At 43.5% G+C, this 26,384-nt stretch carries 22 protein-coding genes and 1 pseudogene; 7 read left to right on the top strand and 16 right to left on the bottom strand.

From position 1 onward, the window contains the following. Positions 1-58: 58 nt before the first annotated feature. On the top strand, positions 59-382 hold the full coding sequence (locus tag ACYX4W_RS05060; RefSeq protein WP_476074880.1) for a DUF3392 domain-containing protein: 324 nt from the start codon (positions 59-61) through the stop codon (positions 380-382). Between the two features lie 28 nt (positions 383-410). On the opposite strand, the gene ACYX4W_RS05055 is transcribed toward ACYX4W_RS05060, so the two are convergent. After that, positions 411-4,295, bottom strand: a complete 3,885-nt coding sequence (locus tag ACYX4W_RS05055; RefSeq protein ID WP_476074879.1) for an ATP-binding protein — start codon at positions 4,293-4,295, stop codon at positions 411-413. Positions 4,296-4,363: 68 nt separating this feature from the next. Here ACYX4W_RS05055 and ACYX4W_RS05050 point away from each other — a divergent pair, with 68 nt between their 5' ends. Continuing rightward, on the top strand, positions 4,364-4,522 hold the full coding sequence (locus tag ACYX4W_RS05050; protein WP_269918800.1) for a hypothetical protein: 159 nt from the start codon (positions 4,364-4,366) through the stop codon (positions 4,520-4,522). Here the strand turns inward: ACYX4W_RS05050 and ACYX4W_RS05045 are convergent. After that, a pseudogene (locus ACYX4W_RS05045) lies at positions 4,519-4,806 on the bottom strand (HAD family hydrolase); the annotation flags it as partial. The gene ACYX4W_RS05050 and the pseudogene ACYX4W_RS05045 sit on opposite strands and share 4 nt — an antisense overlap. Positions 4,807-5,584: 778 nt before the next feature. On the opposite strand from ACYX4W_RS05045, the gene ACYX4W_RS05040 reads away from it, so the two are divergent. Continuing rightward, positions 5,585-6,442: a DUF4760 domain-containing protein gene (locus ACYX4W_RS05040; RefSeq protein WP_476074878.1), complete on the top strand. Its 858-nt coding sequence runs from the start codon at positions 5,585-5,587 to the stop codon at positions 6,440-6,442. Between the two features lie 4 nt (positions 6,443-6,446). On the opposite strand, the gene ACYX4W_RS05035 is transcribed toward ACYX4W_RS05040, so the two are convergent. Next, entirely contained in the window at positions 6,447-6,965 is a 519-nt protein-coding gene (locus ACYX4W_RS05035; protein ID WP_476074877.1) for an HAD family hydrolase, read from the bottom strand. A gap of 267 nt (positions 6,966-7,232) precedes the next feature. Here ACYX4W_RS05035 and ACYX4W_RS05030 point away from each other — a divergent pair, with 267 nt between their 5' ends. The 4 genes from ACYX4W_RS05030 to ACYX4W_RS05015 all read left to right on the top strand — a co-directional run bounded on the left by ACYX4W_RS05030 (position 7,233) and on the right by ACYX4W_RS05015 (position 10,945). Continuing rightward, positions 7,233-8,126 carry a DMT family transporter gene (locus tag ACYX4W_RS05030; RefSeq protein ID WP_476074876.1) on the top strand — a complete coding sequence of 298 codons (894 nt, stop codon included), beginning with the start codon at positions 7,233-7,235 and terminating at the stop codon, positions 8,124-8,126. Positions 8,127-8,275: 149 nt separating this feature from the next. Continuing rightward, positions 8,276-8,734: a hypothetical protein gene (locus ACYX4W_RS05025; RefSeq protein ID WP_476074875.1), complete on the top strand. Its 459-nt coding sequence runs from the start codon at positions 8,276-8,278 to the stop codon at positions 8,732-8,734. Between the two features lie 52 nt (positions 8,735-8,786). Continuing rightward, positions 8,787-10,076, top strand: a complete 1,290-nt coding sequence (locus ACYX4W_RS05020) for a GGDEF domain-containing protein (RefSeq protein WP_476074874.1) — start codon at positions 8,787-8,789, stop codon at positions 10,074-10,076. A 197-nt stretch (positions 10,077-10,273) separates the two neighbouring features. Continuing rightward, a complete protein-coding gene (locus tag ACYX4W_RS05015) occupies positions 10,274-10,945 on the top strand; it encodes a haloacid dehalogenase type II (protein WP_476074873.1) in 672 nt (223 codons plus the stop codon). A gap of 71 nt (positions 10,946-11,016) precedes the next feature. Here ACYX4W_RS05015 and ACYX4W_RS05010 read toward each other — a convergent pair whose 3' ends face one another. The 13 genes from ACYX4W_RS05010 to ACYX4W_RS04950 form a co-directional block, all read right to left on the bottom strand. Continuing rightward, the gene (locus ACYX4W_RS05010) at positions 11,017-11,277 is read right to left on the bottom strand and encodes a hypothetical protein (protein ID WP_474802642.1); all 261 of its coding nucleotides are present in this window, start codon (positions 11,275-11,277) and stop codon (positions 11,017-11,019) included. Between the two features lie 432 nt (positions 11,278-11,709). Beyond that, positions 11,710-12,756, bottom strand: a complete 1,047-nt coding sequence (locus ACYX4W_RS05005) for a protein-glutamate methylesterase/protein-glutamine glutaminase (RefSeq protein WP_476074872.1) — start codon at positions 12,754-12,756, stop codon at positions 11,710-11,712. 2 nt (positions 12,757-12,758) lie between these two features. Beyond that, the gene (gene cheD, locus ACYX4W_RS05000; RefSeq protein WP_474802646.1) at positions 12,759-13,376 is read right to left on the bottom strand and encodes a chemoreceptor glutamine deamidase CheD; all 618 of its coding nucleotides are present in this window, start codon (positions 13,374-13,376) and stop codon (positions 12,759-12,761) included. A gap of 8 nt (positions 13,377-13,384) precedes the next feature. Beyond that, positions 13,385-14,215, bottom strand: a complete 831-nt coding sequence (locus tag ACYX4W_RS04995) for a CheR family methyltransferase (protein ID WP_476074871.1) — start codon at positions 14,213-14,215, stop codon at positions 13,385-13,387. Continuing rightward, entirely contained in the window at positions 14,215-17,130 is a 2,916-nt protein-coding gene (locus ACYX4W_RS04990; RefSeq protein WP_476074870.1) for a methyl-accepting chemotaxis protein, read from the bottom strand. The genes ACYX4W_RS04995 and ACYX4W_RS04990 overlap by 1 nt, the downstream gene beginning before the upstream one ends. A 104-nt stretch (positions 17,131-17,234) precedes the next feature. Next, positions 17,235-19,541, bottom strand: a complete 2,307-nt coding sequence (locus ACYX4W_RS04985) for a methyl-accepting chemotaxis protein (protein WP_476074869.1) — start codon at positions 19,539-19,541, stop codon at positions 17,235-17,237. 4 nt (positions 19,542-19,545) lie between these two features. Continuing rightward, positions 19,546-20,049, bottom strand: coding sequence for a chemotaxis protein CheW (locus tag ACYX4W_RS04980; protein ID WP_179982088.1), 504 nt, complete (start codon positions 20,047-20,049; stop codon positions 19,546-19,548). After that, on the bottom strand, positions 20,046-21,980 hold the full coding sequence (locus tag ACYX4W_RS04975) for a chemotaxis protein CheA (protein WP_476074868.1): 1,935 nt from the start codon (positions 21,978-21,980) through the stop codon (positions 20,046-20,048). The genes ACYX4W_RS04980 and ACYX4W_RS04975 overlap by 4 nt, the downstream gene beginning before the upstream one ends. Before the next feature lie 38 nt (positions 21,981-22,018). After that, positions 22,019-22,384, bottom strand: a complete 366-nt coding sequence (locus ACYX4W_RS04970; RefSeq protein ID WP_039217225.1) for a response regulator — start codon at positions 22,382-22,384, stop codon at positions 22,019-22,021. A 212-nt stretch (positions 22,385-22,596) separates the two neighbouring features. Continuing rightward, a complete protein-coding gene (locus tag ACYX4W_RS04965) occupies positions 22,597-23,661 on the bottom strand; it encodes a methyl-accepting chemotaxis protein (RefSeq protein ID WP_476074867.1) in 1,065 nt (354 codons plus the stop codon). A 226-nt stretch (positions 23,662-23,887) separates the two neighbouring features. Next, positions 23,888-24,934 (bottom strand): protein-glutamate methylesterase/protein-glutamine glutaminase, encoded by a 1,047-nt coding sequence (locus ACYX4W_RS04960; RefSeq protein WP_476074866.1) that lies wholly within the window; start codon positions 24,932-24,934, stop codon positions 23,888-23,890. After that, complete coding sequence (gene cheD / locus ACYX4W_RS04955) at positions 24,909-25,538, bottom strand: chemoreceptor glutamine deamidase CheD (protein ID WP_179982083.1); 630 nt, start codon at positions 25,536-25,538, stop codon at positions 24,909-24,911. Before cheD (ACYX4W_RS04955) ends, ACYX4W_RS04960 begins: the two co-directional genes overlap by 26 nt. A gap of 14 nt (positions 25,539-25,552) precedes the next feature. Continuing rightward, complete coding sequence (locus ACYX4W_RS04950; protein ID WP_476074865.1) at positions 25,553-26,383, bottom strand: CheR family methyltransferase; 831 nt, start codon at positions 26,381-26,383, stop codon at positions 25,553-25,555. Position 26,384: the final 1 nt, after the last annotated feature.

Raw genomic sequence — 26,384 nt, 5'->3', positions numbered from 1 at the left:
TTGACCGCACCGTGTTTATAATGGGCACATAGCAAAGCATCATAATAGTAGTAATTTTATGAGTGAACTTTTCAGTGCCCTTTCTCGCACATTAAGCCCCTATTACACCGAAATGAGCATTATGCTTATGGCCACAATTTTAGTGGTGTACGGCGACCTGATTAACGGCCATGTAAAACGCATTCTTGCACCTTATCACTTTATTATTCGCGTTAGCTTGTTTGTAGTGCTGTGCGCCTTCGGCTATGGCGCACTAACCTTGTACGGCGCCCCCTTTTTGAAACACACCCTAGCCTACTTGCCTTGGCAGTACCAAGGTGCAGGCTATGTGGCATCGTTTCTATTGATAGGCTTTTTGGCTGAAAGGCGTAGGTATGTTTAGCAGCTTTTTTCACTCTGTCTTAAAAAAACTAAGCGACAGTTTTACTATATTGTTCTATGTACTTTTTAGGTGGTAGATGCATGACCTTTTTGAAAGAGGTAGAAAAGTAAGCAGCCGTTCCAAAACCCACGTCTAGACATGTATCCAAAATGCTATTTCCTTCTAGCAGCAGTGGAATAGACTTTTCGATTCTAAAGCGCGACAGAAACTCGCTGAAATTGTAGTCGAACAACTCCGACATCCTTCGATTTAAGCTTCTTGGGCTTATCAATAATTGTGAGGCAGCTTGGTCTCTATTGAATGCTTCATCATGATAGTTCTTTTCAAGAACAGCTATAAAGTTTAGATAAAATGCCATATCCTTCTCGTTATCAAATTCTGGAATTATTAAGCACCCGAATTTGAAAACGGGAAGCGTACTTTCATCATCTTCTTTTTCTTTTGCTTCTCTGATCGACAATAAGTGTTCAACACGCAGAATTATTTCTTCATTTGAAGCAGGCTTTGCTAAGAAGTAATCCACTTTTTCTTCTAGCGCTGCTTTCTCCAGTTCAGCTCCTGTTTCAGCAGTGAGCATTAATATCGGAATGTTTGCGTAGCTAGGGTTTTGGCGAATAGCCTTAGTTAAACCAAGGCCATCCATTTCGTGCATCATTTGATCCGTTATTACCAAGTCCACCAAATAATGTTGCATTACATCTAAGGCTTGGACACCATTTCGCGCGACTAGACAACGATATTTGTCTGAGAAAAGGTCGAAAAGGTAAGAACGGAATTCTCTGCTGTCATCAACAATTAACAGCGATTTCTTGTTTGTTTTTGCATCCGCTGGCACAAGATCTTCAGCGTGCGAATTCACAAAAGCAATATCATCAACCGGCAATGTTACGGTTACTTTTGTTCCCACACCTTTTTGGCTTTGGAGTGCAATCTCTCCTTGGTTTAACTCTACTAGAGTTTTAACCGTAGCCAATCCCACACCATCTCCATCTAATTTTGTGTTGCCCCTAGCAAACCTTTCAAACACTTTGCTTTGCAAGTTCTCATCTATTCCCTCACCATCATCATTTACAATAATCTTTAGCGCCTTGCTATCCTGTACTGCACTCACTTTTATCGTTCCCAGTTCAGCTGTAAATTTGATAGCGTTCTGGACTAAGTTAGCTAAGATTTTTTCTAGGCTACCGCTGATGAGCGACACCTCTTTCTTCATCTTTATCCGAACTTCTAAATTTTGTCTTTTTTGTTTAGCTAAAGGCTCAAGAGATAAAACAATAAAACGAATATTTTCAGGTGAATAGGACTTGTAATAATCTTCTGCTTTGAAAGCTGTCGGGACATCCTGACTCATCTGGTTAATTAATTGCTCGACCCTTTTCACATTGTCTTGAATACAGATTAGTTCTTTGCGCGAGCCCTTATCTGCATCAGAAATTTTTTCTAATGAACCATTAATCACTTGAATAGGTGTTCGAAGTTCAGAGGTGATATCGTTTATAAAACGCTCTTTACTGCGCAGCATTTTTTCGAACTTTGAATGCCCGTCAGTAATTTCATAGCGAGTAAGATGTGCGTATAGATTGGTGGTTTTGAAATAACTCCAAGCCGCTGCTAAATATTTCAACTTATATGCAATCAACAAACTTAGGGCCACAAGAAGATACCCGCCTAACGCATACCTTTGAAAGTATATTGGTGGTTCTACCTCGAAGGTAAGAGAGGTGATCGGATTTTCGTTACCACTTACTTTTGCTTGAAACTCATACCGACCAGGCGCTAAATCTGCCATGGTGAGAAATGCTTGGGATAACGGGTGTAACTTCCACTCTTCGTCCATACCTAAGATTCTAAACTCTAACTTTTCATTATCATGGTTTGAAAAGCTGCTCGTCCTAACATCAAGAGAAAGTTTATCAAAATCACTTTCTAACTTAATAGACTTCTGAGATGCTGTCGGCTGCGAATAGATGTTATGAGTTTGCATCTTACTATCAGTCCATTCTGCTCTCGTAAATACAACTTTACTTTTCAAGCTTTCTTTGGCTTGCATGGCTGATATCGCTTTTTCTTCGTTGACCAAATAAGAATACTTATCGCCAAGAATAATTAACTGCTCTCCAAATTGGTGTATTCCACGATATTCAAAGTCTGTATCGAATATGCCGTCACTTTCATTAAAGGAAAATAATTTCTTATCTGAAGTGACCACAAAAAGCCCCATATTGGTCAAAAACCACAAATGATTACTTTCACTATGTAGGGCTCCTCTGATGAACCTAGCACCAGTATCAGCTAATAAATCGGAGGTACTTATCTCTCCTGAACCTTTGTTAATCGATTTGATACCTTGTCCAGAAGTGCAAAGTAAGAATACTTCAGCTACTTCAATCACACAGGTAAGCCCAACCCACCTCCCGTCATCAGGAGAGATAGACTTCCAACTAAACTTGGACATTTGTATATGGAAATTACTATCACTATCAAAACCGACTATTTCACCTGAAGTTGTTAAGAATGAACTAAGCATTTGTCGGGGTGCAGGAATTTTATCTACTACCACACCATTATCTAATATATTGTAAAAGGCGGAATTCCCTTCATCATGATATAAATAGAGAAGAAAACCTGATTGCTGAATGGCGTGACTAAACCTAGAGCTGCAGTAATCACCGTTAAGGATATTACTTTTAGACAGTTCAGCATATTTTGATAAATTTTCATCGATACAGCGGTTCCCCTTCCAAAAACTAAAGGGTTTTAACTCTCCTGTTTCTACATTTATTAGGTAATCTTGCTTTTGAGTACTAACTCCATACCCAAACTCATCACTAAAACCAAACGACTTGATGTTTTGCCGAAGTACCTGTTCACCTTTATGTAGTAGATTTATAGCTTCGTGTGACTGTGTAATAGAAATAAGCCCAAGCTGAGACGAAGCTAGTAGTAATTCGCCTGAGGGTAGTTCAGCTATTTTAACAATACTTCTTATGCCGTCTGAAGTTATGAGCGGCGCCATAAAATCAGGTTTATTAATTTTTCCATTATTTAATTCATACAGGCCACCTGCAGTGACGTATATTCTGCGTGAACTTGAAACAAATATGTCTGAAACAGGCCCAATAGGATAATCAGGACTTTCTAAAGGGAAAAATGACTTGTTGTTATTTGAGGTGTCGTAAGCGTAGATCCCCTCACTTCCTCCAACATAAAGTATCTCGCCGTATATTGAGACTGCCTCCACAGACGAGAGGTCTGTTAGAAAAGTATCAACTGATATTACTTCGCTTGTTTCTCTTTCGGGGTCAATTTTAACTAAACCGCTTTCAGCCCCTAGGTAGACCGTCCCATCTACCGACACTGCTAAAGAAAGTACATTGTTAACATGCCCAGGCGCAACGTTTGATGCCCATTCCTGTAGCTCTCCGGTCTCCTTGTCAACAACAAGAATACCAGTAATTAGTGAAACTACTGTATATTGTTCGAGAACACCTATCTTCCAGGCATATCGTGGCCACTTGTCTTCAGAACGAAACTTTTCTGCAGCACCTGTGTCTGTCCTGTATTTAAAAACACCCACTCCAAACTCGACGATCCAGAGCGTATTTTCTTTATCGTAGTATAAGTCTGAAATAGTCCCTCGCTCATTAGAGTCGATGTTATATTCCAACTTTTCTGAACGACCGCCTAAGTACCTAAATAGACCATTTTCAGAAGCGATATAGACTGCGTCGCCAACAACTTCAATATCTCTAATTATTCCTGCGGGAATACCGGCAAACTTAGTTTTTCCATCTAATGTAACGCCAAAAGCACTAACGTTTTGTGAAAAGGTGAGACAAAAAAGCATTAAAATTGCGCCAATGATGGCAAATTTTTCAACAAGTCCCACTTTTGTCTCTAATCGCAAATCCATATGCTTTTTGCCTTGTTACTTTTCTAATGCTTTTTAAGCAATATCAACTAAATGGAAAGGAATAGACTATGAGTATCGAACAAAATATGAACATGCAAGAGCTTACTGAGGAAGACTATACTAAAGTATATGCTGGCACTGGGCGCTTTTGCTTATTAGAGGAAGACTTAATGGCAATAATGCCCGAACTGCCAACTCTTCCTTCTGGTCATAAAGTCGACATCTAAACCAAAAACCACTTCATCCCAGCATTTTCGGCGGCTTGCTGGTCATAAATAAAATCGCCTACATACAGGCAGTCTTCAGGTTGAAGCTGCCATGTATTCGCCACCATTAATAAGGCGGTTGGATCGGGTTTAGTTGGGGCATCTTCGCGGGTAAGCACGTAGTCGATAGGTATACTGTTGTTGGCTACTTTAATAGCGGTAGCTTGGCGGCAGTTGCGGGTAACAATTGCCATGGGTAAGTTGTAGGCATGCTCCTCGTTTACTATAGCTAGACCTACATTGAGCTATTCTGCACACCTTCTAGTCCCGTCTATATAATGGTTCATTAAAAGTGAGGCGCCTACATCCTAAAAAGCATTTTTTTGAGAAAGTTCCACAGGCTACAGGACAAAATAAAAAACCACTAAGTAACATCACTCTTGCTTCATAGATCTTCGATGGAATTAGTTAGAATAATGAAAATATCGGCTTTTAAAGTTACGAATTCAAAAGCCGATAAATACTACAGTGATTAAACTCACAGAAATAATGCTTAGTAATTACTTCTAACCTGACCAATAGATAGTGATTCACAGCCTACTAGCTTGAAGTTTTTTATTATTCCTTTATAATGTTTGGCCTTTTATTTAGATTTTATTCTAAATGCTTCGCACTACGCATCGTGAAACTAAGCATTTCGTCGAATTTCGTTGTGCAAATATTGACATTGTATACATAGAAGTAATACTTTGAATGTAGGGCGCACAAATGTGTCGCTCAAAAGCAATTGAACTTATACGTAGAGTTTGTTGTATAAAGTATGTCAGTCATTATCAATTTTATGATGTATATTCGATTGGCTACTAAAATTGTTTAACTTTATATAGGTGATTTATGAACATTTCAGTAAGCGTGAATGACGGTTTGTGGGATATCTCAAACGGATGTCAAGACGGCTTGTGGGATATCAATACTACCAATCACAATGATGGCCTTTGGGATTAATAGGCCATCCCACAACTAGATATAGTGGGTATATAAGTACCTCTGAAACTGCGTCAAAAGGAATTGGTAGCAACGCAAATGCATTCTCACATTCTCTCAAAATTCGGAAAGTTAAATTGGACTCTATTGATCCTTAGCTGCATTCTTTTAGTGGCTATAGTAAGTCTAGAGTTTGCATTGACGATAATTGAGAAGGACAAACCGTTTTTTTATAGAGACTACTGCGTAGTATTATGGTTTGCCTGTTACTGTCTTATTGCAGGCGCATTTGCTGCGCCTATTTTTAAATTAAGAGTTCAGAGGGACAAGGTCGGCTTAGTTATAATTGCCACAATCGCAGCTCTTTTAATGTTAGGCAGCCTTGTTTGGGTAAGCAGCAAACGATTAGCTGTACAAACTGGCGATATGACCCTGGTTTCCGTTCTCATTACTACAGCAATAACGCTTCTCCTTTTATTTGTTAAATTCCAAATTGATGCCTCTGCTCGCAGAACAAGTCACTCCTTAGATGTTTTGTTGCAAATGCGCACTTCTGAGGTTTATAACAAGCACGTCAAAAATGTCAATAGATTGTACCCTAGCGGGCAGAACACACAAATCACGCTAGAGGACATCGAAAAATTCGAAAAAATGGATGTTAAAACACTTTATGCTGCCCCGGAAGAAAACAAAGAAGATATAATACTTTTTGAAGCTATAAAGTCGCAGGCTTATGTACTCAATTACTTTGAGTTTTTGGCTTTAGGTATAAAAAATCTAATATTGGAAGAAGAAATTTTGTACCAATCACTTGGCGGTATCTTCGTCAGAACCTATAAGCAATCAGAAATGCTTATTGATAAGTCAGGCGATGTTAAGACATTCTGTGAAATCAAAGCGCTACATTCATCATGGTTTACACGCCGTGAGGAAGACAAGGCGAACTTCAGTAGATAGACATCTAAACCAACAACCATTTCATCCCAGCATTCTCGGCGGCTTGCTGGTCGTAAATAAAGTCGCCTACATACAGGCAGTCTTCAGGTTGAAGCTGCCATGTGTTCGCCACCATTAATAAGGCGGTTGGATCGGGTTTGGCTGGGGCATCTTCGCGGGTTAGCACGTAATCGATAGGTATGTCGTTATTAGCTACTTTAATAGCGGTAGCTTGGCGGCAGTTGCGGGTAACAATTGCCATGGGAAGTTTGTGTTCCTGTACCTTTTCTACCATAGCTTTGCCTATGGCTAGCCATTTTGCATTCTGCGCATCCTCTAGTTCGTGCTGCAAAATAGTGCGGTGTGCATTGGCTTTGGTTTCCGCGCAGTTAAGGGCATCGACAAAGGTAAGAATATCCTCGTCTTGTGGGCAGCCTATGTCGGCGCGCATTCGCGTAAAGTTAAGGCTAGACTCTACCAAGGTGCCGTCTAAATCGAATATTACACCTTTAATGCCGGTTAAGTTCATCTGCTCTACACTCACGCTTTTCTCGTCCTTTTACTTCATTAATACTCTAGAGACACGCTTAAAACAGTTCAGCGCGTTTTTGCTCATATTTTCTGATACCAACATAATGCCACGAAAGCCTTTCACCTTCTGTTACGTTTACTTAAGGCTATGATGTTTTAGCTAAAAACCAACTGGATGATTTAAGTTTACGCCAACTACACCATGCATTAGCATAGCCGCTCTTTTTGGCAGACTAAACGTTGCCCTTTCTCATTTATTCATATTGTTAACAGGTAGTTTATGGGTGTTTTTGCTGCGCTAGGTACAGCGCTTTGTTGGGCTATTGCTGCGCGCTTATTCCGTGGTACGGGCAACGCATTTTCGCCGCTAACTATGAACTTTTGGAAAGGCTTAATTTCAATTGCCATATTGGCCGTTGTGCTACTTTTCGTTCAGCCAACCGGGCTTACCACTGGCGCAGTGTTGTGGCTATTGCTTAGCGGCCTTATTGGCATAGGCATTGGCGACACCTGTTTCTTTAAAGCCCTACAAAGCATTGGCGATAGCCAAGCGGTACTGGTAGCCGAAACCCTTGCGCCTTTATTTACCGCGCTTTTCGCTATGGCCTTTATTGGCGAATGGATTACCTGGCAGCAGTGGGTTGGCGTTGCTGTGGTTTTATTCTCGGTGGATATGGTAATAAAGGCACGTAAACGCAGTTCTACTCATGTATTTGCTACCAGCGGTTATTTATATGGCGTAGGCGCCGCACTATGCCAGGCCATTGGCGCGGTAGTTAGCCGCGACATTTTAAGCGCGGGAGAAGTTGACGCGGCAAGCGCCGCATTTTTGCGATTAGTAGGCGGCATGGCCTTTGTGATACCGCTTATAGCCATAACCAAAACCCGCTATATGCCTGTTATCGACTATCAAAGTAGCCACGGCAAGCGCATATGGCCGGCTTTTGTAGTAGCAACATTGCTTGGTACTACTGCCGCTATCTACTTACAAATGTTTGCGTTCGCCTATGCCAAAGCCGCCGTTGTTCAAACGTTAATTGCCACCAGTGCGTTAATGTCGTTAGGGGTAGCCTGGGTGCTTGGTGAAAAAGCGACAAAAGCCACCATTGCATGGTCTGCCGTTGCCTTAGTTGGCGTGGCAATTTTGGTAAGTTTTGGGTCGCCTGTGCATTAGGGATAATGTGCTTACCACTTACAATAGCTGCTAAATTCAGACACAAAATACGCATAAGAACATAAAAAAGCAGTAAGATTTACGGGCTTTATATAGTAGTTATTGGCTCAAATCGATATTATAAAGAAAAAACGTAAACGCTATCTCTTATGGCTCGAAGGTTATATTTAACAGTCTTATCTTTTTTCAGCGTATTGTTCGCTTCTTCTGCGACTCTGGCAAATACTGATGTCGATGCCGTTATCGAAAAAGTTCGCTCGCCCTCGTACGATTGCCCAAGTCAATCGTTACTGCCAGAGCTAGAAGAAACGCTCACTTTAGAAAGCCTCTCACCCCAACAACGTTTTGCTTTGACCGTAGCCAAAGGGCAGTTTTTAATTTGTCGCGGCAAGTATGAAGAAGCAGAAAAGATGCTGCTTAAAGCCATAATGCAAAGCAATATAGATGAAAGCTCGTACGCGTTTGCATCGGCTATTTATCAAATTGGCTTTTCTTATGATGCCAGAGAAAACCCGGCGCGCTGTAAATATTACCAACAGGCCCAAGATTTATCTTCACCAAAACGTCATAGCGATATTTTCACCAGCTTCTTCGCTAGGGCTGATTAGCTATTGTTCAGAGTCTACGTCGCCCGAAGTCAGACTAGGTAAAATGTTCGGCGTGCTTAAACGCTATTCCGATAACGGTAGCCCAGGTGAACTCGCGCATATCCACAACGCTATCGGTCTTCTCTATGGTAGCCTAGAGCAGCACGCGCTGGCCGCCGAGCAATACTTGAAAGCACATAAAATGGGCCTACTTGTTTACAAAGGCAGCAATAAGGTAAGTATTATTATTAGTGCCATTGTATCACTGCTAAGTAGCGGTCAGACTGATAAAGCCTATCAAAGTATTTTGGAGCTAGGTGCACTGAATAGCGAAATCAACACGCCACTCAGTAATTTTTTGTATCAATATGCACTGTCTATCTACCATAGAAAAACGCGTGATTATAGTAATCTAGCCTACACCCTTCCGGCCCTCGAAGAGGCAACTGCAAATATCTCTAGCTCCCTCGGTCATAAACTGGTTGCTTGGCACAAAGCCGAATTATGTTTACATAACAACGATCTCACCTGTGTAGAGCAATATTTAGCTGGCATTGGCGCATTAGACAAAATCGTTATTCCAAAAGTCTTCAATACAAACCTGGATTACTTAAGTTTTAACGTTTCCATGTACCTAGCGTTAAAAGATATTGCTCTAACCAAGGAAGCGCACAACATCTACTCAAAAGAGGTCACGAAGCGACGGGAAGTGGCACAAGATACCGCTTTAATTGTTGGCGCCGCCAATCTGTATACACGTATTTATGATCTTGAATCAGCCATTGAAAAAGCCGAAGAACAAAGAAGGAATACTTTGTATACCGCTATCGTTGTGTTCTTAGCGCTCGTTCTTATTGCCGGGTACGTTTTACGTAAAAAACATCTTGCACGCAAAGCCATCGACCCAGTAACACTTCTACTTAATGCCGATTCAGCCATCGCACGCATTAATAAACTAGATGCGCCTAAAAAGGGTCGAGCCATTGCTATTGCAATATTCGACATCAGTAACCTACGAGAGATAACGCGTAAAATGGGCTCTACAAAAGGCGATTTTGTATTGCGGCAAATTGCACAAACTTTTCAAAACGTTATCCGTGGTAACGATATTCTAGGCCGCTTTGGAACCGACCAATTCATTTTATGCCTTCACAATATTGAAGAGCGAAGCGCGCGCCAGTTCTTTGACCGAGTGCAAAGCGCGCTAGAAAGCACCTTTGAGAGCGACACCACAGATGACTATATTACGGTTGAGTCTCAAATGAGCGTATTTATTGCTACCGAAAAAATTACTGGGCTTAACGATATACTCGATGACATCGCCATGTCGATTGATATGGAAAGTCGAACCGATACCAATTAGCTTAAATAAAAAACGCGCGAACAGTATTTGCAATGTCGCGCGCTCCCAATACCCTCATGCTCCCCTTCAACGCCAATCCATCGACATTGGTCGTATAGCGCTTTAGCAAAACCAATTCTGTCTTACAGTGGTATAAGCATCAAGTGAGTTGGGATAACACGCAACGTTTAATGTCATTATTAATAGGAAGGTGAAGTGTGACAACAAGAGTTATTTTCTTCGATATCAATGAAACACTCTTAGACATGCAGGCTATTAAAACAGGCTTAGCATCTGTATTAAACGGCGATGAAACACTGGTCGACTTATGGTTTGCTAACTTGCTTCACCATAGTTTGGTGGATGTAACGTCGGGGCAGTTTCATGACTTTATTGATATCGGCGCGGCAGTGCTTACCATGGTAGCCCACAGTAAAGGGATAGCCCTTGATGAAACTACCGCGAAAGACACCATTAAACAGCATATAACCAAGCTACCCGCTCATAGTGACGTTATCCCGACGTTGAAGGCACTTCAAAGTGCGGGGTTCTCCTTAGTAGCACTTTCAAATTCATCAAAAGCAGGGCTGGATGCGCAGCTGGAATATGCCAATATTAAGCCGTATTTTTCTCATGTATTGAGTGTGGAAAGCGTACGAACTTACAAGCCTCATGCAGCGGTTTATCACTGGGCCTGCCAACAGGCTAATGTGACGAACGAAGACGCCATGATGGTAGCGGCCCATGGCTGGGATGTAAGCGGCGCTAAGGCGACAGGTATGCAAACTACATTTGTAGAGCGCCCGGGCAAAATGATGTACCCGTTAGGGCTTGCACCTGATCACAGTATTAGTTCGCTTAATGATTTAATACCTATAGTGACTGACTAACTTTATCTACTGTACAAACAAAAAAAGTCTTACCAAGGTAAGACTTTTTTGTTTCTAAACACACTTCGCGATTAAAGCTTAGCTAACTCTGGACGGTTAGCTTTAAAGCCTTTTGTGCTACATGAGTTGCGTTTAGTTTCTAATGCACTTAATTGGCGCTTAAGCCATGATTTTTGAATACCAGACTTTGCTACGTCCATTTCAGTGCTTACGCGAGTGATTTCTTTTCCGACGTTTACACATGCTTTCTTATTCGGTTCAAAGCCGCCGTTAGCTAAAACTGAAGAAGAAAACATTAAGGCTGATAGCGCAATTAGCGTTTGCTGTTTCATAAGAGTCCCCAACTACTCGTTATAATCCCGGGTTAGTGTTTTACCGTAAGAATGAGCATATACTTGCTCTCAAATCTGTAAGGAATATAGCAGGCCTTTTTTTGTTATTAGGTACAGCAAAATATACGTAGTAATAAAACTTTGTCTACTTTGCCGCCGCTATCACACATAAACCGTTGTCTTTTATATTATTATGACAACAACGCTTTACCTTACCATTCCACTTACGTAGCGATTTTTATATTTTTACGCACTTCCAAGTAAGCCTATCCATAGTATCGGCTTCAGTAACAGCATTCTGAAGCAGCATTACCTACTCATTAAGCTATGCTATTAAAACACCTAAACTTTTCTGTAACAAGAAAAGTTATAACAATCGCTTTACAGTTTTTAGGACAAAATTTGCATTCTGTAAGTATTTACTCACTATTCTTATAAGCGACTACCTGCCGAAAGCTTTTCTACAGTTTGCATTACCGCTTTGCCCATATCATCTAAGCTTAATACTTGCTTAGCAGCCCCCTTTTCAATAGCGACCTTAGGCATGCCAAATACAATGCAGCTTGCCTCATCCTGACAGAATGTCTCGCAACCGGCGTTAAATAATTCTTTAAGACCGATAGCACCATCACTACCCATTCCCGTTAACAATACACCTATCGTGTTGCTACCCGCACTTTTGCATAGCGAATTAAACAGTACATCCACAGAGGGCTTATGACCCGATACCCGCGCACCATCGGTAAGCCTGATACGATAATCGGCTCCGCTTCTTTCAATTTCCATGTGCTTGTCGCCAGGTGCTAGATATGCCTGACCAGGAAGCAAACGCTCGCCGCCCTTCGCTTCTTTAACCTGCATTTGACATACAGAGTCTAGCCGCCTTGCATAGGTAGAAGTGAAGCCTGCCGGCATGTGCTGGGTTATCACCGTTGCAGGGGCATTTGCTGGGAAAGTTCGCAGCACTTCTTTTATGGCTTCTGTGCCGCCAGTCGAGGCACCTATGGCAATGAGCTTTTCTGTACCTGAATAGCTTACCTTATTGACCGAAGATACTTTAGCTGGCGAGGATTTTTTTACTTTTGAACGTGCGGCCGTTCGAATTTTGTCAACGATTAACTCGTGGTATTCCGCCATACCTTGAGCTACACCGATTTTAGGTTTAGCAACAAAATCAATCGCACCTAATTCCAGCGACCGTAATGTGGCGTCAGCCCCTTTCTCTGTTAGCGTTGATATCATAACCACAGGGGTTGGTCTGGCATTCATAAGCACTTCAAGAAAGCGCAAACCATCTACTTTTGGCATTTCGATATCCAATGTTATGACATCGGGAGACTTTTCTAGCACCAGCTTTTTCGCCACAAACGCATCTGGCGCTGCGCCTACCAGCGTCATGTCGGGTTCACTTTTAATTATTTCGCTGAGTATTTGGCGGATAAGCGCTGAATCATCTACCACTAACACTTTTATTGTCATGACTAGTCCTCAAATAAATCTACGCTGCCACTTGGCGTTTGTTTTGATAATTCCCAGCGGTGCTGACTTTCTCGCTCGATGATTGTTGCGTTGTTTAACTCGTGTATGCGCTTCATCATCACGTGGCCACTACTTGGAAAGAAATAGACTTTTCGCGCATAAACATCGCACAAGTCACTGGCTAAAATAGGTATGCCTTCGGTTTCTAAAAACTGAGTTACAAATTCGGCATTAAACTTACCCACGTCGTTTTGAACAAAAGAAGGAACGACCTTACCGCCGCCGAAGACTTTTGCTTTAAGCCGGTTCTTTTGTGCGCCTACTTTAACGAGTTCATTAATTAAAATTTCCATAGCGTGAACGCCGTATTTTGCTGCCATTCCTTGAACTTGCTCAAATTCACCTGCCGATTTATTCACGGTAGGCAACATAAAATGGTTCATACCACCAAACCCCGTATAGGGGTCGAACAAGCAAGCTGCAACGCAAGAGCCAAGCACCGTGACCAGCATTTTGTCTTTAGTGGTAACAAAATACTGACCGGGTAAAAGCTTTACCGCTTCTTTAGAAAAACGCTTGTCGTAGTAACTTATGGGCAGTTCAAAATTGGGGGTCGCCACGATATCTCCTAATCGACGGGGCGATAAATGGTTTTCCCCACCGGTCTCACAAGGTTAGTATACATATTAAAGTTTTCAGAATGCCCAGCCATATAAAGTCCAGATGGCTTTAACATACCCACCATTTTTTGTAGTACTTTTAGCTGCGTTGGTTTATCAAAATAAATCATCACATTGCGGCAAAATATAACGTCAAGCGGCCCCTTAACATCCCATTTTGCATCGGTAAGATTCAGCTTTTTGAACTGCACCATATTGCGAAGCTCATCGACCACTTTCACCTTTCCCTCGTTAGCACCTTTGCCCTTGTGAAAGAACTGCTTTTGCCGGTATTGAGGTATTTTCGCTATCGAGGCTAAGGGATAAACACCGGCTTTGGCCTTGGCTAACACTTTGCTGTCTATGTCTGAGGCAATGATCTTGACCGGAGTTTTAAAACTTCCGAACGCTTCAGCCACTACCATCGCGATTGAATATGGCTCTTCGCCGGTTGAGCTGGCAGCACACCAAATGTTAGTAACGTTGTGCTGGCTAAGGTAATCAGCCAGCGCAGTAAAATGATGCGGCTCGCGAAAGAAAGACGTTAGATTTGTGGTTAGTGCATTGATAAACTGCTCTAACTCCGATTCCGATGTGTTCACTAAAGCAAGATATTCATTAAAACTGCGCAAGTTTCTTGCCCTTATCCGACGCGCTAGCCTGCTGTAGACCATTGCCTCCTTGGCATCAGATAGGTTTATTCCTGCCTTTTTAAACAACATTTGCTGCACGTTCTTGAAGTCCGCCTTTTCAAAGGCGAACTCCCTGGAGCTATCTTTTGTGGAAACAGCCGCCGTCATTAGAATGACTCCCACTCTGCTTCGTTTGGCATAGCCGGTGTTAGCACTTTAGCCTGGGGTGCATGCTCCATTCTTTGTGCAGCTAAACGTTGCGGCTGTTGGAAGTTACCATGCGTTAGTGCCGCTACAGGCCGTTGTTCATTAGTAAATCCTTTGCCTACTTCGAAAACAGAAACCCGTTCGTTCAACTGGAAAGATTGCTGTTTAAGGCTGTCTGCAGCGGCTGCGGCCTCTTCCACCAACGCGGCGTTTTGCTGCGTCATTTCATCCATTTGAATTACGGCTTTGCTTACCTCTTCAATGCCAGCAGCTTGCTCAGCCGATGCCGCAGCAATCTCTGACATAATGTCATTCACTCGTTTGATAGAGGTTACTACTTCAGCCATAGTCTCACCCGATTTCACGACCAGCTGGTTACCGCTGGCAATTTTACCAACCGAGTCAGATATAAGCTCTTTAATGTCTTTCGCGGCTTCTGCAGAACGCTGCGCTAGGTTACGCACTTCAGAAGCAACAACCGCAAAACCTCGCCCTTGCTCCCCTGCTCGTGCAGCCTCTACTGCGGCGTTCAACGCCAGTATGTTAGTTTGGAACGCAATGCCGTCAATGACACCTATGATGTCTGAGATTTCTTGGGCAGAATCATTAATCTGCGTCATGGTATCCACTACTTCACTGATGACCTCTCCCCCCTGAGAGGCAATTTGACTTGCCTGCGCTGCAAGGCCGTTGGCTTGCTCAGCATTCTCGGCGTTAAGCTTTACGGTGCCAGTCAGCTCTTCCATACTCGACGCGGTTTCTTCAAGGCTTGATGCCTGTTGCTCAGTACGGCTTGATAAGTCAGCATTGCCCGTTGCTATTTCGCCTGAGGCTACATTGATAGTCTCTACTGCTTCATTAATATTTGTGATGGTGCCGCGCATTTCATTGATGAATTGATTTATTGCTTCGCCTAAGACAGCAAAGTCGCCGTCTAATGCATGGTCGATATTAACGGTTAAATCGCCCTCTGTAAGCTTGGTCATTACGTGCTTAATTTCATCAACTGCCTGAGTTCGACCTGTAATGTCCGTAGCGAATTTCACAACGCGGAAGGGTTTACCGTTATGATCTAAAATGGGGTTGTAAGTAGCTTGAATGAAAATTTCTTTGCCGTTTTTGCCAATTCTTCGGTACTCACCAGAAGAGTAGGTGCCACTTCGCAATGCATCCCAAAATGCGGCGTATTCTGGGCTTGCTCTGTATGCCGGGTCGACAAACATGCTGTGGTGCTTCCCTTTGATCTCTTCTAGGGTATAGCCCACCGTATTTAGAAAGTTTTCATTGGCATCTTGGATAATGCCGTCCATGTTAAATTCAATAACCGCTTGAGACTTTCCTATGGCCGCTAACTGCCCTTCAAAATAGGCGTTTTTTACTTTTTGTTCGGTAATGTTGCTCGCGTATTTCACCACTTTTACTACATTACCACTCATATCTAAAATGGGGTTGTAGGTTGCCTGAATCCATACATCAGAACCATCTTTGGCAACACGGTGAAACTCACCTGAATAAAACTGGCCTTCAGCCAACTTCTTCCAAAAAGTGCGATACTCTTCAGATTCACGCTCTTGTTTCGTGACAAAAATTCTGTGGTGCTTTCCCTGAATCTCGTCTAGTGCATACCCAACCGTGGCCAAAAAATTATCGTTTGCGGTCACGATATTACCGTTAGAGTCAAACTCAATAACTGCTTGAGATTTACTTATCGCATCTATCTGCCCCGTGTTAAATGCATTTCGCAGCTTTTGTTCAGTAACATCGGAAGCGTATTTCACCACCTTCTGAGGCTGACCGAACTCATCAAAAATTGGGTTGTAAGACGCCTGTATCCAAAGCTCGCTACCGTCTTTTTTTACCCGCTTAAATTCCCCTGACTTAAACTCACCCTTTTTCAAATCTCGCCAAAATGCCGAATATTCAGGGCTCATTTTATAGTTAGGCTCAACAAACATACTATGATGTTGCCCCTTTATTTCACTTAAGTCATAGCCTGTTGTAGCACAGAAGTTTTCGTTGGCGTGTTGAATTACCCCTTCTAGGTCAAACTCTATGACAGCTAGCGATTTGTCAATGGCGTTTATCTGCCCTTCATAATCGGCGTTTTTGCGCTTTTGCGCCGTAATATCGGTAGCAAACTTAACAACGCGTACAATATTGCCCAACTTATCGTAGATAGGATTGTACGAAGCTTGGATCCAAATTTTGTCACCGTTTTTCGCTACGCGACAATACTCTCCACTGCTGCGCTCTCCATTTTTCAGGTCTTTCCAAAACTGATTATATTCTTCAGATACACCATATTCAGGTAACACAAATAGGCGGTGATGCTTACCTACAATATCTTCCTTCGAATAACCTGTTACTTTTAGAAAGTTATCATTAGCATCTTCAACAATGCCATCTGGAGTAAAGGAAATAATAGCCTGGCAACGATCGAGGCCCTCTAATAAGCCGGATTTATGCTGCAACTCTTGATCATTTATCCATTCCACCATTGTGCCAAGTTTATCTCCCTCGACACTTTTGATTGTGGTGAGCCTTAGTGTAAACAACAGGTTGTCTATCGGCAGTAAAAAGGTGTCGCTACTGTTACAGGTGGCGTACCGCTGATTTAGTTCACTACTATTTGCGAAGAAGCCTGCAACCGAGGAGCCTGTTAAGTTTTCATAGTTAATGTTGGGAAGAGAGCGCGAGAATTGTGCGCGAAACTCTGCTGTAAGTTGTTTAAATGCTTTGTTGACAAAGGTTATCGTTCCCGATGCGTCCACTAGCATCAAACACGCCGCACTCTCGCTCAGCGCCTGCTCTTGAAAACGAGAAAGGCTTTGAGCAGCCACCAACTCTTCATTATGAAATATATTAAAAACACCCATAGCATCACCTATCATATTTGTAGCGCTAGTTGTTTGAAGCGCTGAATAAACCCGCAACTTATAAAAAAGGCGAATTCCCTTTTGAAGAATTCGCCTTTAGTTAACTAGAAAGACTCCCACTCATCATTGTTCGGTACTTTAGGAGCTAGCTTTTTATTTGTATTTAACATGGCCACTGGAGCCACTTTTTTTTCCTTCACTACTTGATGCACTTTTTGAGGGAGCGCCTCAGTGATAGTTGCTCTGTCGCCGATATTAAAGCTCGACACACGCTCAGTTAGATTCCCGGCCTGATGCTGCAAGCTCTCAGCAGCCGCCGCAGCTTCTTCTACCAATGCCGCATTTTGCTGCGTCATTTCATCCATTTGCACTACCGCTTTACTGACTTCTTCAATGCCTGAAGCTTGTTCAGAGCTCGCTGCAGCAATTTCTGACATGATATCGTTAACCCGCTTAATAGAGGTCACCACTTCTTCCATGGTATCGCCAGACTGATTGACAAGTTTATTGCCCCCGTCAATTTTGCTTACCGAGTCTGATATAAGCTCTTTTATCTCTTTTGCCGCTTCAGCAGAGCGCTGGGCTAAGCTTCTTACTTCTGACGCCACAACCGCAAAGCCACGGCCCTGCTCGCCTGCTCTAGCTGCCTCAACAGCGGCATTCAAGGCTAGTATATTGGTTTGGAATGCAATGCCGTCGATCACACCGATAATGTCTGAGATCTCTTGAGCTGACTCGTTGATTGAAGACATGGTGTCAACCACCTGGCGGATGAGCTCACCGCCTCTTGTTGCAATGTCGCAGCTTTGTGACGCCAAGCCATTTGCCTGCTCAGCATTTTCGGCATTGAGTTTTACCGTACCGGTAAGCTCTTCCATACTCGAAGCGGTTTCCTCAAGGCTAGATGCTTGTTGTTCAGTACGGCTTGAGAGGTCTGAGTTACCCGTAGCGATTTCTGAAGACGCAGTATTGATGGTCTCTACCGCTTCGTAAATGGACCCGATAGTGCCAGACATCTCTCCGACAAACTGGTTTATGGCATCGCCCAATACCTGAAACTCACCTTCAAACTGTTCGTCCAATTCTGCCGTTAAGTCGCCACCGGATAAGCGAGTCATTACATCGCTAATTGAACCGATAATACGGCGCATATCGTCAATAAAGCGGTTGATTGATGTTCCGAGTTCTTTAAACTCGCCGTCGAACTCATGCTCGATGCGGCAGTCCAAATTCCCTTGAACAAGCTCACTCATTGCTGTTTTGATATCGCTTATGGCTTGCTTTGTGGCCGTGATATCAATGGCGTATTTTACTACACGGTGGGGCCTGCCATTTTGGTCTAAAATGGGGTTGTAAGATGCTTGGATCCAAATTTCTTTACCGCCTTTGCCCACGCGCTTAAACTCATCAGTGAACAGTACGCCTTGGCGTAGCTGCTCCCAAAATTGGCTGTATTCAACACTGCGCTTGTATTCATCTTCAACAAACATGCTGTGATGCTTGCCGACGATTTCATCTAGGCTGTAGCCAACTGTGTTAGTGAAGTTCTCGTTGGCGCTCAGAATTTTTCCGTCAAGGTCAAATTCAATAACCGCCTGAGCTTTATTTATTGCTTCAATTTGCCCTTCGAAATAAGCGTTACGTAATTTAGATGCAGTAATGTCAGTGGCAAACTTCACTACGCGAATAACCTTGCCATCGCCATCAAATACCGGGTTGTAGGTCGCTTGAATCCAAACCTCTTTACCCATTTTGTCAAAACGGCAAAATTCTCCACTTTGTAGCTTGCCCGCTTTAAGGTCGCGCCAGAACTGCGCGTACTCTTCAGTACGAATATACTGAGAGTCACAAAACATCTTATGATGGTTGCCTACGATCTCGTTAAGGCTATAGCCAAGACCATTCAAGAAGTTTTCGTTAGCGTTTTGAATTACGCCATCTGCATTAAATTCTATAACCGCTTGCGCATTGTTAAGCGCATCAAGCATGGTGCTTTTAATAAGCAACTCAGACTGATCAACCCATTCAACCATAGTGCCTATGTTTTGATTGTCTTGGTCGAAAAAAGGCGTTAGCGTAAGCTTAAAGTTCAAGTCGCCTATGCTTATTGTAGAAGTCATTGTCGATTTTAGTTCAGCTAAGATACTGCGCTGATGTGACGGATTACGATGAAATTGGTCGATGTTCTGACCTTCCAAATTATCAGCAGAAAAACTAGGAAGGACAGCCTGTAGTTTCTTTTCATTTTCTTTAAGCAGTGTTTTTACCGACTGATTGGCATAAATAATATTTCTATCTGCATCGGCCATCATGATGCAACACGTTGTGGCATCAAGCGCCTGTTTGTTTCTCAATGCTTGGTTTACGTCCGTTGCCTTCGTGAAGTCTTCTAACCACGTCATGATTCCCATTGTCTCAGCCCTCAACCGTTTGTGTTTTTGTTTCAACTAAGCCCAATTCGTTACTTGTAATTAAGCTCTCAATATTCACTAAAATAACCATGTGTTCGTCCACATCCGCCAAGCCATGAAGGTATTTGCTATCGAACGCCACACCAAACTCTGGAGGAGGAAGCATGTCTTCCTCAGAAAGGCGTATCACGTCAGACACCCCGTCGACTACAATGCCAACAATACGCTCGTGAACGTTTAGCATGATCACGATAGTAAAGTCGTTGTAGGTGGCTTCGCCGACATTGAACTTAATCCGCAAATCCACGATAGGTACAATATCGCCACGAAGGTTTATCACCCCCTTAATAAAGCTTGGCGCATTGGCTATTTTGGTGACCTGCTCATAGCCGCGAATTTCTTTCACCGTCGTGATGTCTAAGGCGTAGTGTTCTTCGCCCAATACAAAACTTAAAAATTCATTCTCTTTCGACGCACTAACGGCTTGCTGTAATGCTGCTTCGCTCATTGTGAAACCTCTTCATTTGGAATATTGGTACAATTTGCTGCCACTGAGTCGGCATCCAAAATCATTGCGACCTTGCCATCGCCCATAATGGTAGCGCCGGCAATCCCTGCGACTTTTTTGTAATGTTGTTCTAAGCTTTTGATCACGACTTGCTGCTGACCCACTAAAGAGTCCACCAGCACGCCGTAACGTTTCTTGCTACTTTCAAGAAGTACCACTATGCCCTTGGTTGGTTCAGTAATGCCGTCGTCAACCTGCATAAGCTGTGTAAGCGACACTAACGGCCAATACTGGTCTCTAATCCACAGCACCTTGTCATTACCAAGTGTCTTTACTTGGGAAGCTGTGGGCTGGAAAGACTCGATAACATTAAGCAGCGGGATGACAAAAATTTGGTCGCCAACAGACACGCACATGCCGTCGACAATGGCGAGCGTAAGGGGTAAGTGGATATAAAAGGCTGAGCCCTCGCCTTGCGACGATTCGATTTCAATGCGCCCGCCAATAGATTCGATATTTCGGCGCACTACGTCCATACCAACGCCACGCCCCGATACATCGGTCACTTCAGCGGCGGTAGAAAAACCTGCTTGGAATATAAGCTGCCAAATTTCACTGTCTGGCATATCCGGCGTAACGGCCAATCCGTTTTGCGTGGCTTTCTCTAAAATCCGCGCTTTGTTCAAGCCTGCCCCATCGTCAATGATGCCAATAATGATGCTGCTGCCTTTTTGCTCTGCACTTAAAATAACGGTTCCGTTTTCAGATTTTCCCGCTTCAAGGCGCTTTTCAGGGCTTTCTATACCGTGGTCAATACTGTTTCTAACTAAATGAGTAAGCGGGTCGACCAGTTTTTCGATAAGGCTTTTATCAATTTCAGTGTTCCCACCTTGAATGACCAAATCGACTTTTTTGCCTAGCTTTGTCGAAAGGTCACGTACAACACGAGGAAAGCGATTAAATGTCATGTTCACGGGTAACATACGCATAGACATCACCGATTCTTGTATTTCACGGGTATTGCGCTGCAGCTCATCGATAGCAAGCTGTAAGCGTTCGCCCACCTGCCCTTCAACTTCCTGGCCTACGTTAGAAAGCATGGATTGGGTGATGACGAGTTCGCCAACTAAATTAACCATGGCATCAATTTTCGTTGTGTCTACACGAATTGATGCCGCTTCTTTTGCCACTGCTTTGGGCTTGGTTTTTACAGGCTTAACAATAGGTTGTTTGGGTACAGTTGACTGGGTAACCTCTGGTTTTACAGGAAGGTTTTCTGGCTCGAAGAAGCCAAAGCCTTCGTCGTTTTTACTCGCGTGAGACGCCTCTTCAGCCTGTTTCTCCGCTGTTACTTCATCATCTTCAAAGAATCCAAACCCTTCAATTTCCTCATCTTCTTTTTGATTTTGCGAAGTTTCAGAAGTAGTGCTTTGCGTTTCAGTCTCTTCATCATCGAAAAAGCCAAAACCTTCAATCTCGCTATCCGAAGCACCTTCAATATCTTCGGTTTGATCATGAGGCGCATGTGCAACTTCACCTGAAGCGCTAGCAAGCGTCTCTTCGAGTACTTTTATGCTTGCGTCAATCTGTGCTTGAGGAAGATCTGTCTGCTCTTTATAAGCAGAGATGGTGTCTTTGAGTACATCGAGGGTTTGCAGGAAAATATCGACGATATCTGCCGTAACTTGAATCTCTTGGTTACGCGCTTTGTCGAGTAGGTTCTCCATCACGTGAGTAAGGTTCATTAAAGCGTCGAAGCCAAAAATCCCGCTACCACCTTTTATGGAGTGAGCCGCTCTAAAAATACTATTTAATTCTTCGGGGTCGGGAGCATCCACATCTAAGGTCATGAGCAACTGCTCCATGTCTTGGAGGTGCTCATCACTCTCATCAAAAAACACACCGTGAAACTGGTTTACATCAATGGTCATGGTTGACTCCCACTTGCCCTATTAAAACCGACGTTCGATTAGCCCAACACTCGCTTCATCACATCTAGCAGTTTATTTGGATCAAAGGGCTTCACCATCCACCCCGTAGCTCCCGCCGCCTTACCTTTAGCCTTCATATCATCGCCCGCCTCTGTGGTAAGCATTACAATTGGCGTTGACCGGAAGTTGGCTAACCCTCTCAACGACTTAATAAGTGTCAATCCATCCATGCGAGGCATGTTTTGATCGGTCAGTACAAAGTCGAAGCGAGCCCCTTGGCACTTGTCTAACGCATCTTGCCCATCTTGCGCAGTGGTTACGTTGTAATTCGCTGACTTAAGGGTCATTTCAACCATCTGGCGAATAGACACAGAGTCGTCAACAATCAATATACTTTTACTCATAATTCAATCACCTTTTGAATTGTCGAAATTGCTCTTACCTTGCTTTGAATAGGTTTTGTTACCGCTAAAAAAGCTCCACATCACCCGCATCCATAGAAGTCGCAGAGACCGGATTGTGGTCTGCCTGCCCTTTTTCAGTAAGCGAGTGTTGATAGTTTTCTAGGTTTTCACGCACACGAGCTGCACTTTCTGGGTTGAGCTCTGAAAGTTGCTCAACAATGAAGTCGATAATTTCGCGGGTATACGTCAGGTTTTGGCCATTTATATCGCCAAACTGAAGACCGCGAATGGCAATCTGCTGTGGAATCTGCAAGCTGTTGTCTGATGGCTTCAAGTTCGCTTGCACCTTGTATGTCTGCTTCTGCTTTTTTAATGATGCCTTTAAGCTGTGCGCTAATTGCATCCTTTGCGTTAACAACATGAGAAATATCTTGAGACGCAACAACTTCAGCAGTTTCCGTTAGTTTATCGATGAGGGATCTAATGTTTTCTATCTGGTTTTTTATTACATCGCTAAATTGCGTGGAGCGAGTAGAAAGCGCACGCACCTCATCTGCGACAACTGCGAAGCCGCGACCTGCCTCACCGGCCCGCGCTGCTTCAATGGCTGCGTTCAGCGCTAGTAGATTAGTTTGTGAGGAAATATCATCGATGCCGCTTAACGCTTCAATTACGGTGGGCATTGCTTGCTGTATGGTTTGCACTTGGGTTTCTAACGCTCTTGTAGAATCGGTCATCTCTGTTGTTGATTCGATAAATTGCGTTAACGTAGTGTCTGTGTCAGAGGCAAACGAGCGCATTTTGTCGGCGTAAGCGCACTCACTGTTATCATCGTCTTTTAGCAAATTGTTTATGCTAATTTCTTGCTGACCAAGCAGGGATTGAAGAGAAATAAAGGATTCGCTTAGCGTAGACACCGCATCGCTTTGCGTTGAAAAGATGTCGCTAATATTTGATGAGGTGACTGATAATATGTCGCTCGCTTCGGATACTGCAATACTGATTGAATCAGAAGCTAGCGAAGCCTCATGAGAATGAGAGTTGTGCTGTTTTGAATGATTAGCGTTAGGCGTCGCTGCTGCCTGACTTACGCTAGTTACTCTTAGTAGTACGAACAGCAGAAAAATCACACAAGCGGAGCTAAGAGCAAGGCCCAAATGCACTACTGACGTAAAGGATAAAGTCCAACTCCCCAACATCATCAAAAACGCCACAACGAAAACATTGCTCTTGCTAGAGAAGAAGTTATCCAAATAATTTGCTGTTATGGCGACCACAATTTCACCTCAATTGTTACTTCCGAGTTAACGGCTGTGCAAAACACAAGCAAATTATGGTCTAATTTCCACCAGTGACAATTATACTTTTGAATATTTTTGTTAAATTGTTACTTTGGCGACATTTGCGACACACGGTGATACGGGTACGCCCATCGCGTATGGAATCTACAATAAGGAAAGTACTTGGAGGATTTGTAAAAGCACTAGAAGATATAAAAACTACTTAAAGCCGACTACCCGCTCCTAATGCTTCGAGTGTATCAAGTATGGCGTCTGAAATTTCTTCTAAGGGTTTTATGAAACTTGCAGCTTTCATTTCTACAGCGGTTTTAGGCATGCCGTATACAACACAGGTTTTTTCATCTTGGCAGAAGGTGACAGCGCCTTTAGTGTGCATATTCTTTAAACCTTTTGCCCCGTCGCGCCCCATTCCGGTAAGCAGTACACCCACTGCATTTGCACCTGCGTGCTCAGCAAGTGAATCGAACATGACGTCAACTGAGGGCTTATGCCCTGATACCTTAGGGCCATCATCAAGGCTCAAGCGGTAATCGGCACCACTTCTTTCCACTTTCAAATGTTTATTACCTGGGGCTAAATAGGCAAAGCCTGGCAATAAGCGCTCTCCCCCCTGCGCTTCTCGCACCGTTATTTCACAAAGGTTATCAAGACGCTTAGCATAGGTGGTGGTAAAACCTGGAGGCATATGCTGGGAAATAATAGTTGCTGGAGCATTGCGAGGAAAATGCATGATGACATCTTTAATCGCTTCGGTTCCCCCAGTTGATGCACCTATTCCAATAAGCTTTTCAGTGCCTGTGTAGCGCATGGAAGCGTGCTTAGTACAGCGAGTTTCGGTGGGATGGCCTAACTTGGAGTGGGCAGCTGCTTTTATCTTTTCTACGATAACTGCGGCATATTCGGCCATACCTTGCGCCACACCTAACTTTGGCTTAGCCATGAAATCAACCGCTCCCAACTCTAGGGCGCGCAACGTTGCATCGGCTCCTCGTTCAGTGAGCGTGGAAATCATTACCACTGGGGTTGGCATCGCCTTCATCATCACTTCTAAAAAGCGAAGCCCATCTACCTTCGGCATTTCAATGTCTAAAGTAATAACATCGGGCCTAAACTCTTGTACCATCCGCTTGGCTACGTAGGCATCGGGTGCAGCCCCAACTAATGACAACCCTGGCGCTTTAGCGACGATTTCTGACAAAATTTGTCGTATTAAGGCAGAGTCGTCAACGACGAGAACTTTTATAGGCATGTGATTGTTCCGAAAATGAAATAACGCCGGTTTTCGCTTGCTCAGAGAGTAGAACGCGGTGCGTAGATTCACGCTCGTAAAGCGTAGCATTGTTAAACTCGCGAATTCGCTTCATGTACACTTTTCCGTCAGCCGGAAAATAATATATTTTTCGAGCATAAGTAGACATCAAATCGCTGCTAACGAGCGGGATGTTGGCATTATCTAGATACTCTAAAACAAACTCTGCATTTACTCGCCCAATGTCTTGTTGCACAAACCCTGGTAACACTTTTCCGCCACCAAATGCTTTCGCCACCAGCTTGTTACGACGCGCGCCTAAATGCACGAGTTGGTCTATCAGCATATTCATAGCGTGCACGCCATATTTTGTGGCCAAGCAGGCGTCGAGATTGGTAGTAAAGTTGAGATCGGGCAACATGAAGTGGTTCATACCGCCAATTTTCTTTTCTTGATCGAAAATGCACGCTGCAACACACGAACCAAGGATAGTTACCAATGCTTTGTCTGCGGCAGTAGCATAGTATTGCCCCGGCAGGAGTTTTACCGCTTCTTTTTGAAGGCGATTATCAAAATAACGTATGGGGTTTTCATCCTGACTCATACTACAAGTTCCCTTTAAACAACTGGTCGATAAACGGTTTTCCCCATGGGCGCCACCAGTTCAGGGTACATAGTGAAATTTTCAGAGTGCCCCGCCACATACATGCCGTCACTACACATTAACTTCACCATACGCGCTAAAATTTTGCGCTGCGTAGGTCGGTCAAAATAAATCATGACGTTGCGACAAAAAATTACGTCTATCGGCGCATCTACACACCAGCTTGGCGACATTAAATTGAGCGGTTCAAATTGCACCATTTTTCGCAGTTCATCTACCACCCTTACTCTTCCAGTTTGGGCACCTTTCCCCCTGTAGAAAAATTGGGTTTTATAATCGTAAGAAAGCTGACTAATACTGTTTTGGGCATAAACGCCTTGGCGTGCCTTCTGCAACACTTTACTATCAATGTCTGTGGCAAGTATTTGTATGTTGGGCGTAAAGGTGCCAAACACAGACGCCACCGTCATTGCAATACTGTAAGGCTCTTCACCCGTGCTGCTCGCAGCGCACCAAATACGTTTAGTTTGCGGTCGCTTTCGAAGGAAATTTGCTAGCGCTTCAAAGTGATGAGGCTCTCTGAAAAACGCGGTGAGATTGGTGGTAAGCGCATTGATAAAGTGCTCCATTTCATCATCATTGCTTCCAACATAAGCTAAGTATTCTTTGAAGCTATTTATTTCGAGCGTGCGCAGCCGCCTCGCAAGGCGGCTATAAACCATCGCGTCTTTAGAGTCGGCTAGGTTAATGCCTGCTTGTTTAAAAAGCAGACCTTTTACCCGCTCGAAATCTCTTCGGCTATATGAAAACTCCCTTTGCGCGTCCGTGCTTTGTATGGCCGACATA

This window comes from Alteromonas sp. ABH4_454 (genome assembly GCF_056311775.1).
Note: the sequence above shows the minus strand (reverse complement) of the source record. Positions and strands in the feature narration are given on the sequence as shown.

What these genes read in the sequence shown, in the direction of transcription:
- ACYX4W_RS05060 (WP_476074880.1), top strand. Translation starts at nt 59, where the DNA reads ATGAGTGAACTTTTCAGTGCCCTTTCTCGCACATTAAGCCCCTATTAC.
- ACYX4W_RS05055 (WP_476074879.1), bottom strand. Translation starts at nt 4,295, where the DNA reads ATGGATTTGCGATTAGAGACAAAAGTGGGACTTGTTGAAAAATTTGCC.
- ACYX4W_RS05050 (WP_269918800.1), top strand. Translation starts at nt 4,364, where the DNA reads ATGAGTATCGAACAAAATATGAACATGCAAGAGCTTACTGAGGAAGAC.
- ACYX4W_RS05040 (WP_476074878.1), top strand. Translation starts at nt 5,585, where the DNA reads ATGCATTCTCACATTCTCTCAAAATTCGGAAAGTTAAATTGGACTCTA.
- ACYX4W_RS05030 (WP_476074876.1), top strand. Translation starts at nt 7,233, where the DNA reads ATGGGTGTTTTTGCTGCGCTAGGTACAGCGCTTTGTTGGGCTATTGCT.
- ACYX4W_RS05025 (WP_476074875.1), top strand. Translation starts at nt 8,276, where the DNA reads ATGGCTCGAAGGTTATATTTAACAGTCTTATCTTTTTTCAGCGTATTG.
- ACYX4W_RS05010 (WP_474802642.1), bottom strand. Translation starts at nt 11,277, where the DNA reads ATGAAACAGCAAACGCTAATTGCGCTATCAGCCTTAATGTTTTCTTCT.
- ACYX4W_RS05005 (WP_476074872.1), bottom strand. Translation starts at nt 12,756, where the DNA reads ATGACAATAAAAGTGTTAGTGGTAGATGATTCAGCGCTTATCCGCCAA.
- ACYX4W_RS04995 (WP_476074871.1), bottom strand. Translation starts at nt 14,215, where the DNA reads ATGACGGCGGCTGTTTCCACAAAAGATAGCTCCAGGGAGTTCGCCTTT.
- ACYX4W_RS04990 (WP_476074870.1), bottom strand. Translation starts at nt 17,130, where the DNA reads ATGGGTGTTTTTAATATATTTCATAATGAAGAGTTGGTGGCTGCTCAA.
- ACYX4W_RS04985 (WP_476074869.1), bottom strand. Translation starts at nt 19,541, where the DNA reads ATGGGAATCATGACGTGGTTAGAAGACTTCACGAAGGCAACGGACGTA.
- ACYX4W_RS04980 (WP_179982088.1), bottom strand. Translation starts at nt 20,049, where the DNA reads ATGAGCGAAGCAGCATTACAGCAAGCCGTTAGTGCGTCGAAAGAGAAT.
- ACYX4W_RS04975 (WP_476074868.1), bottom strand. Translation starts at nt 21,980, where the DNA reads ATGACCATTGATGTAAACCAGTTTCACGGTGTGTTTTTTGATGAGAGT.
- ACYX4W_RS04970 (WP_039217225.1), bottom strand. Translation starts at nt 22,384, where the DNA reads ATGAGTAAAAGTATATTGATTGTTGACGACTCTGTGTCTATTCGCCAG.
- ACYX4W_RS04960 (WP_476074866.1), bottom strand. Translation starts at nt 24,934, where the DNA reads ATGCCTATAAAAGTTCTCGTCGTTGACGACTCTGCCTTAATACGACAA.
- cheD (WP_179982083.1), bottom strand. Translation starts at nt 25,538, where the DNA reads ATGAGTCAGGATGAAAACCCCATACGTTATTTTGATAATCGCCTTCAA.
- ACYX4W_RS04950 (WP_476074865.1), bottom strand. Translation starts at nt 26,383, where the DNA reads ATGTCGGCCATACAAAGCACGGACGCGCAAAGGGAGTTTTCATATAGC.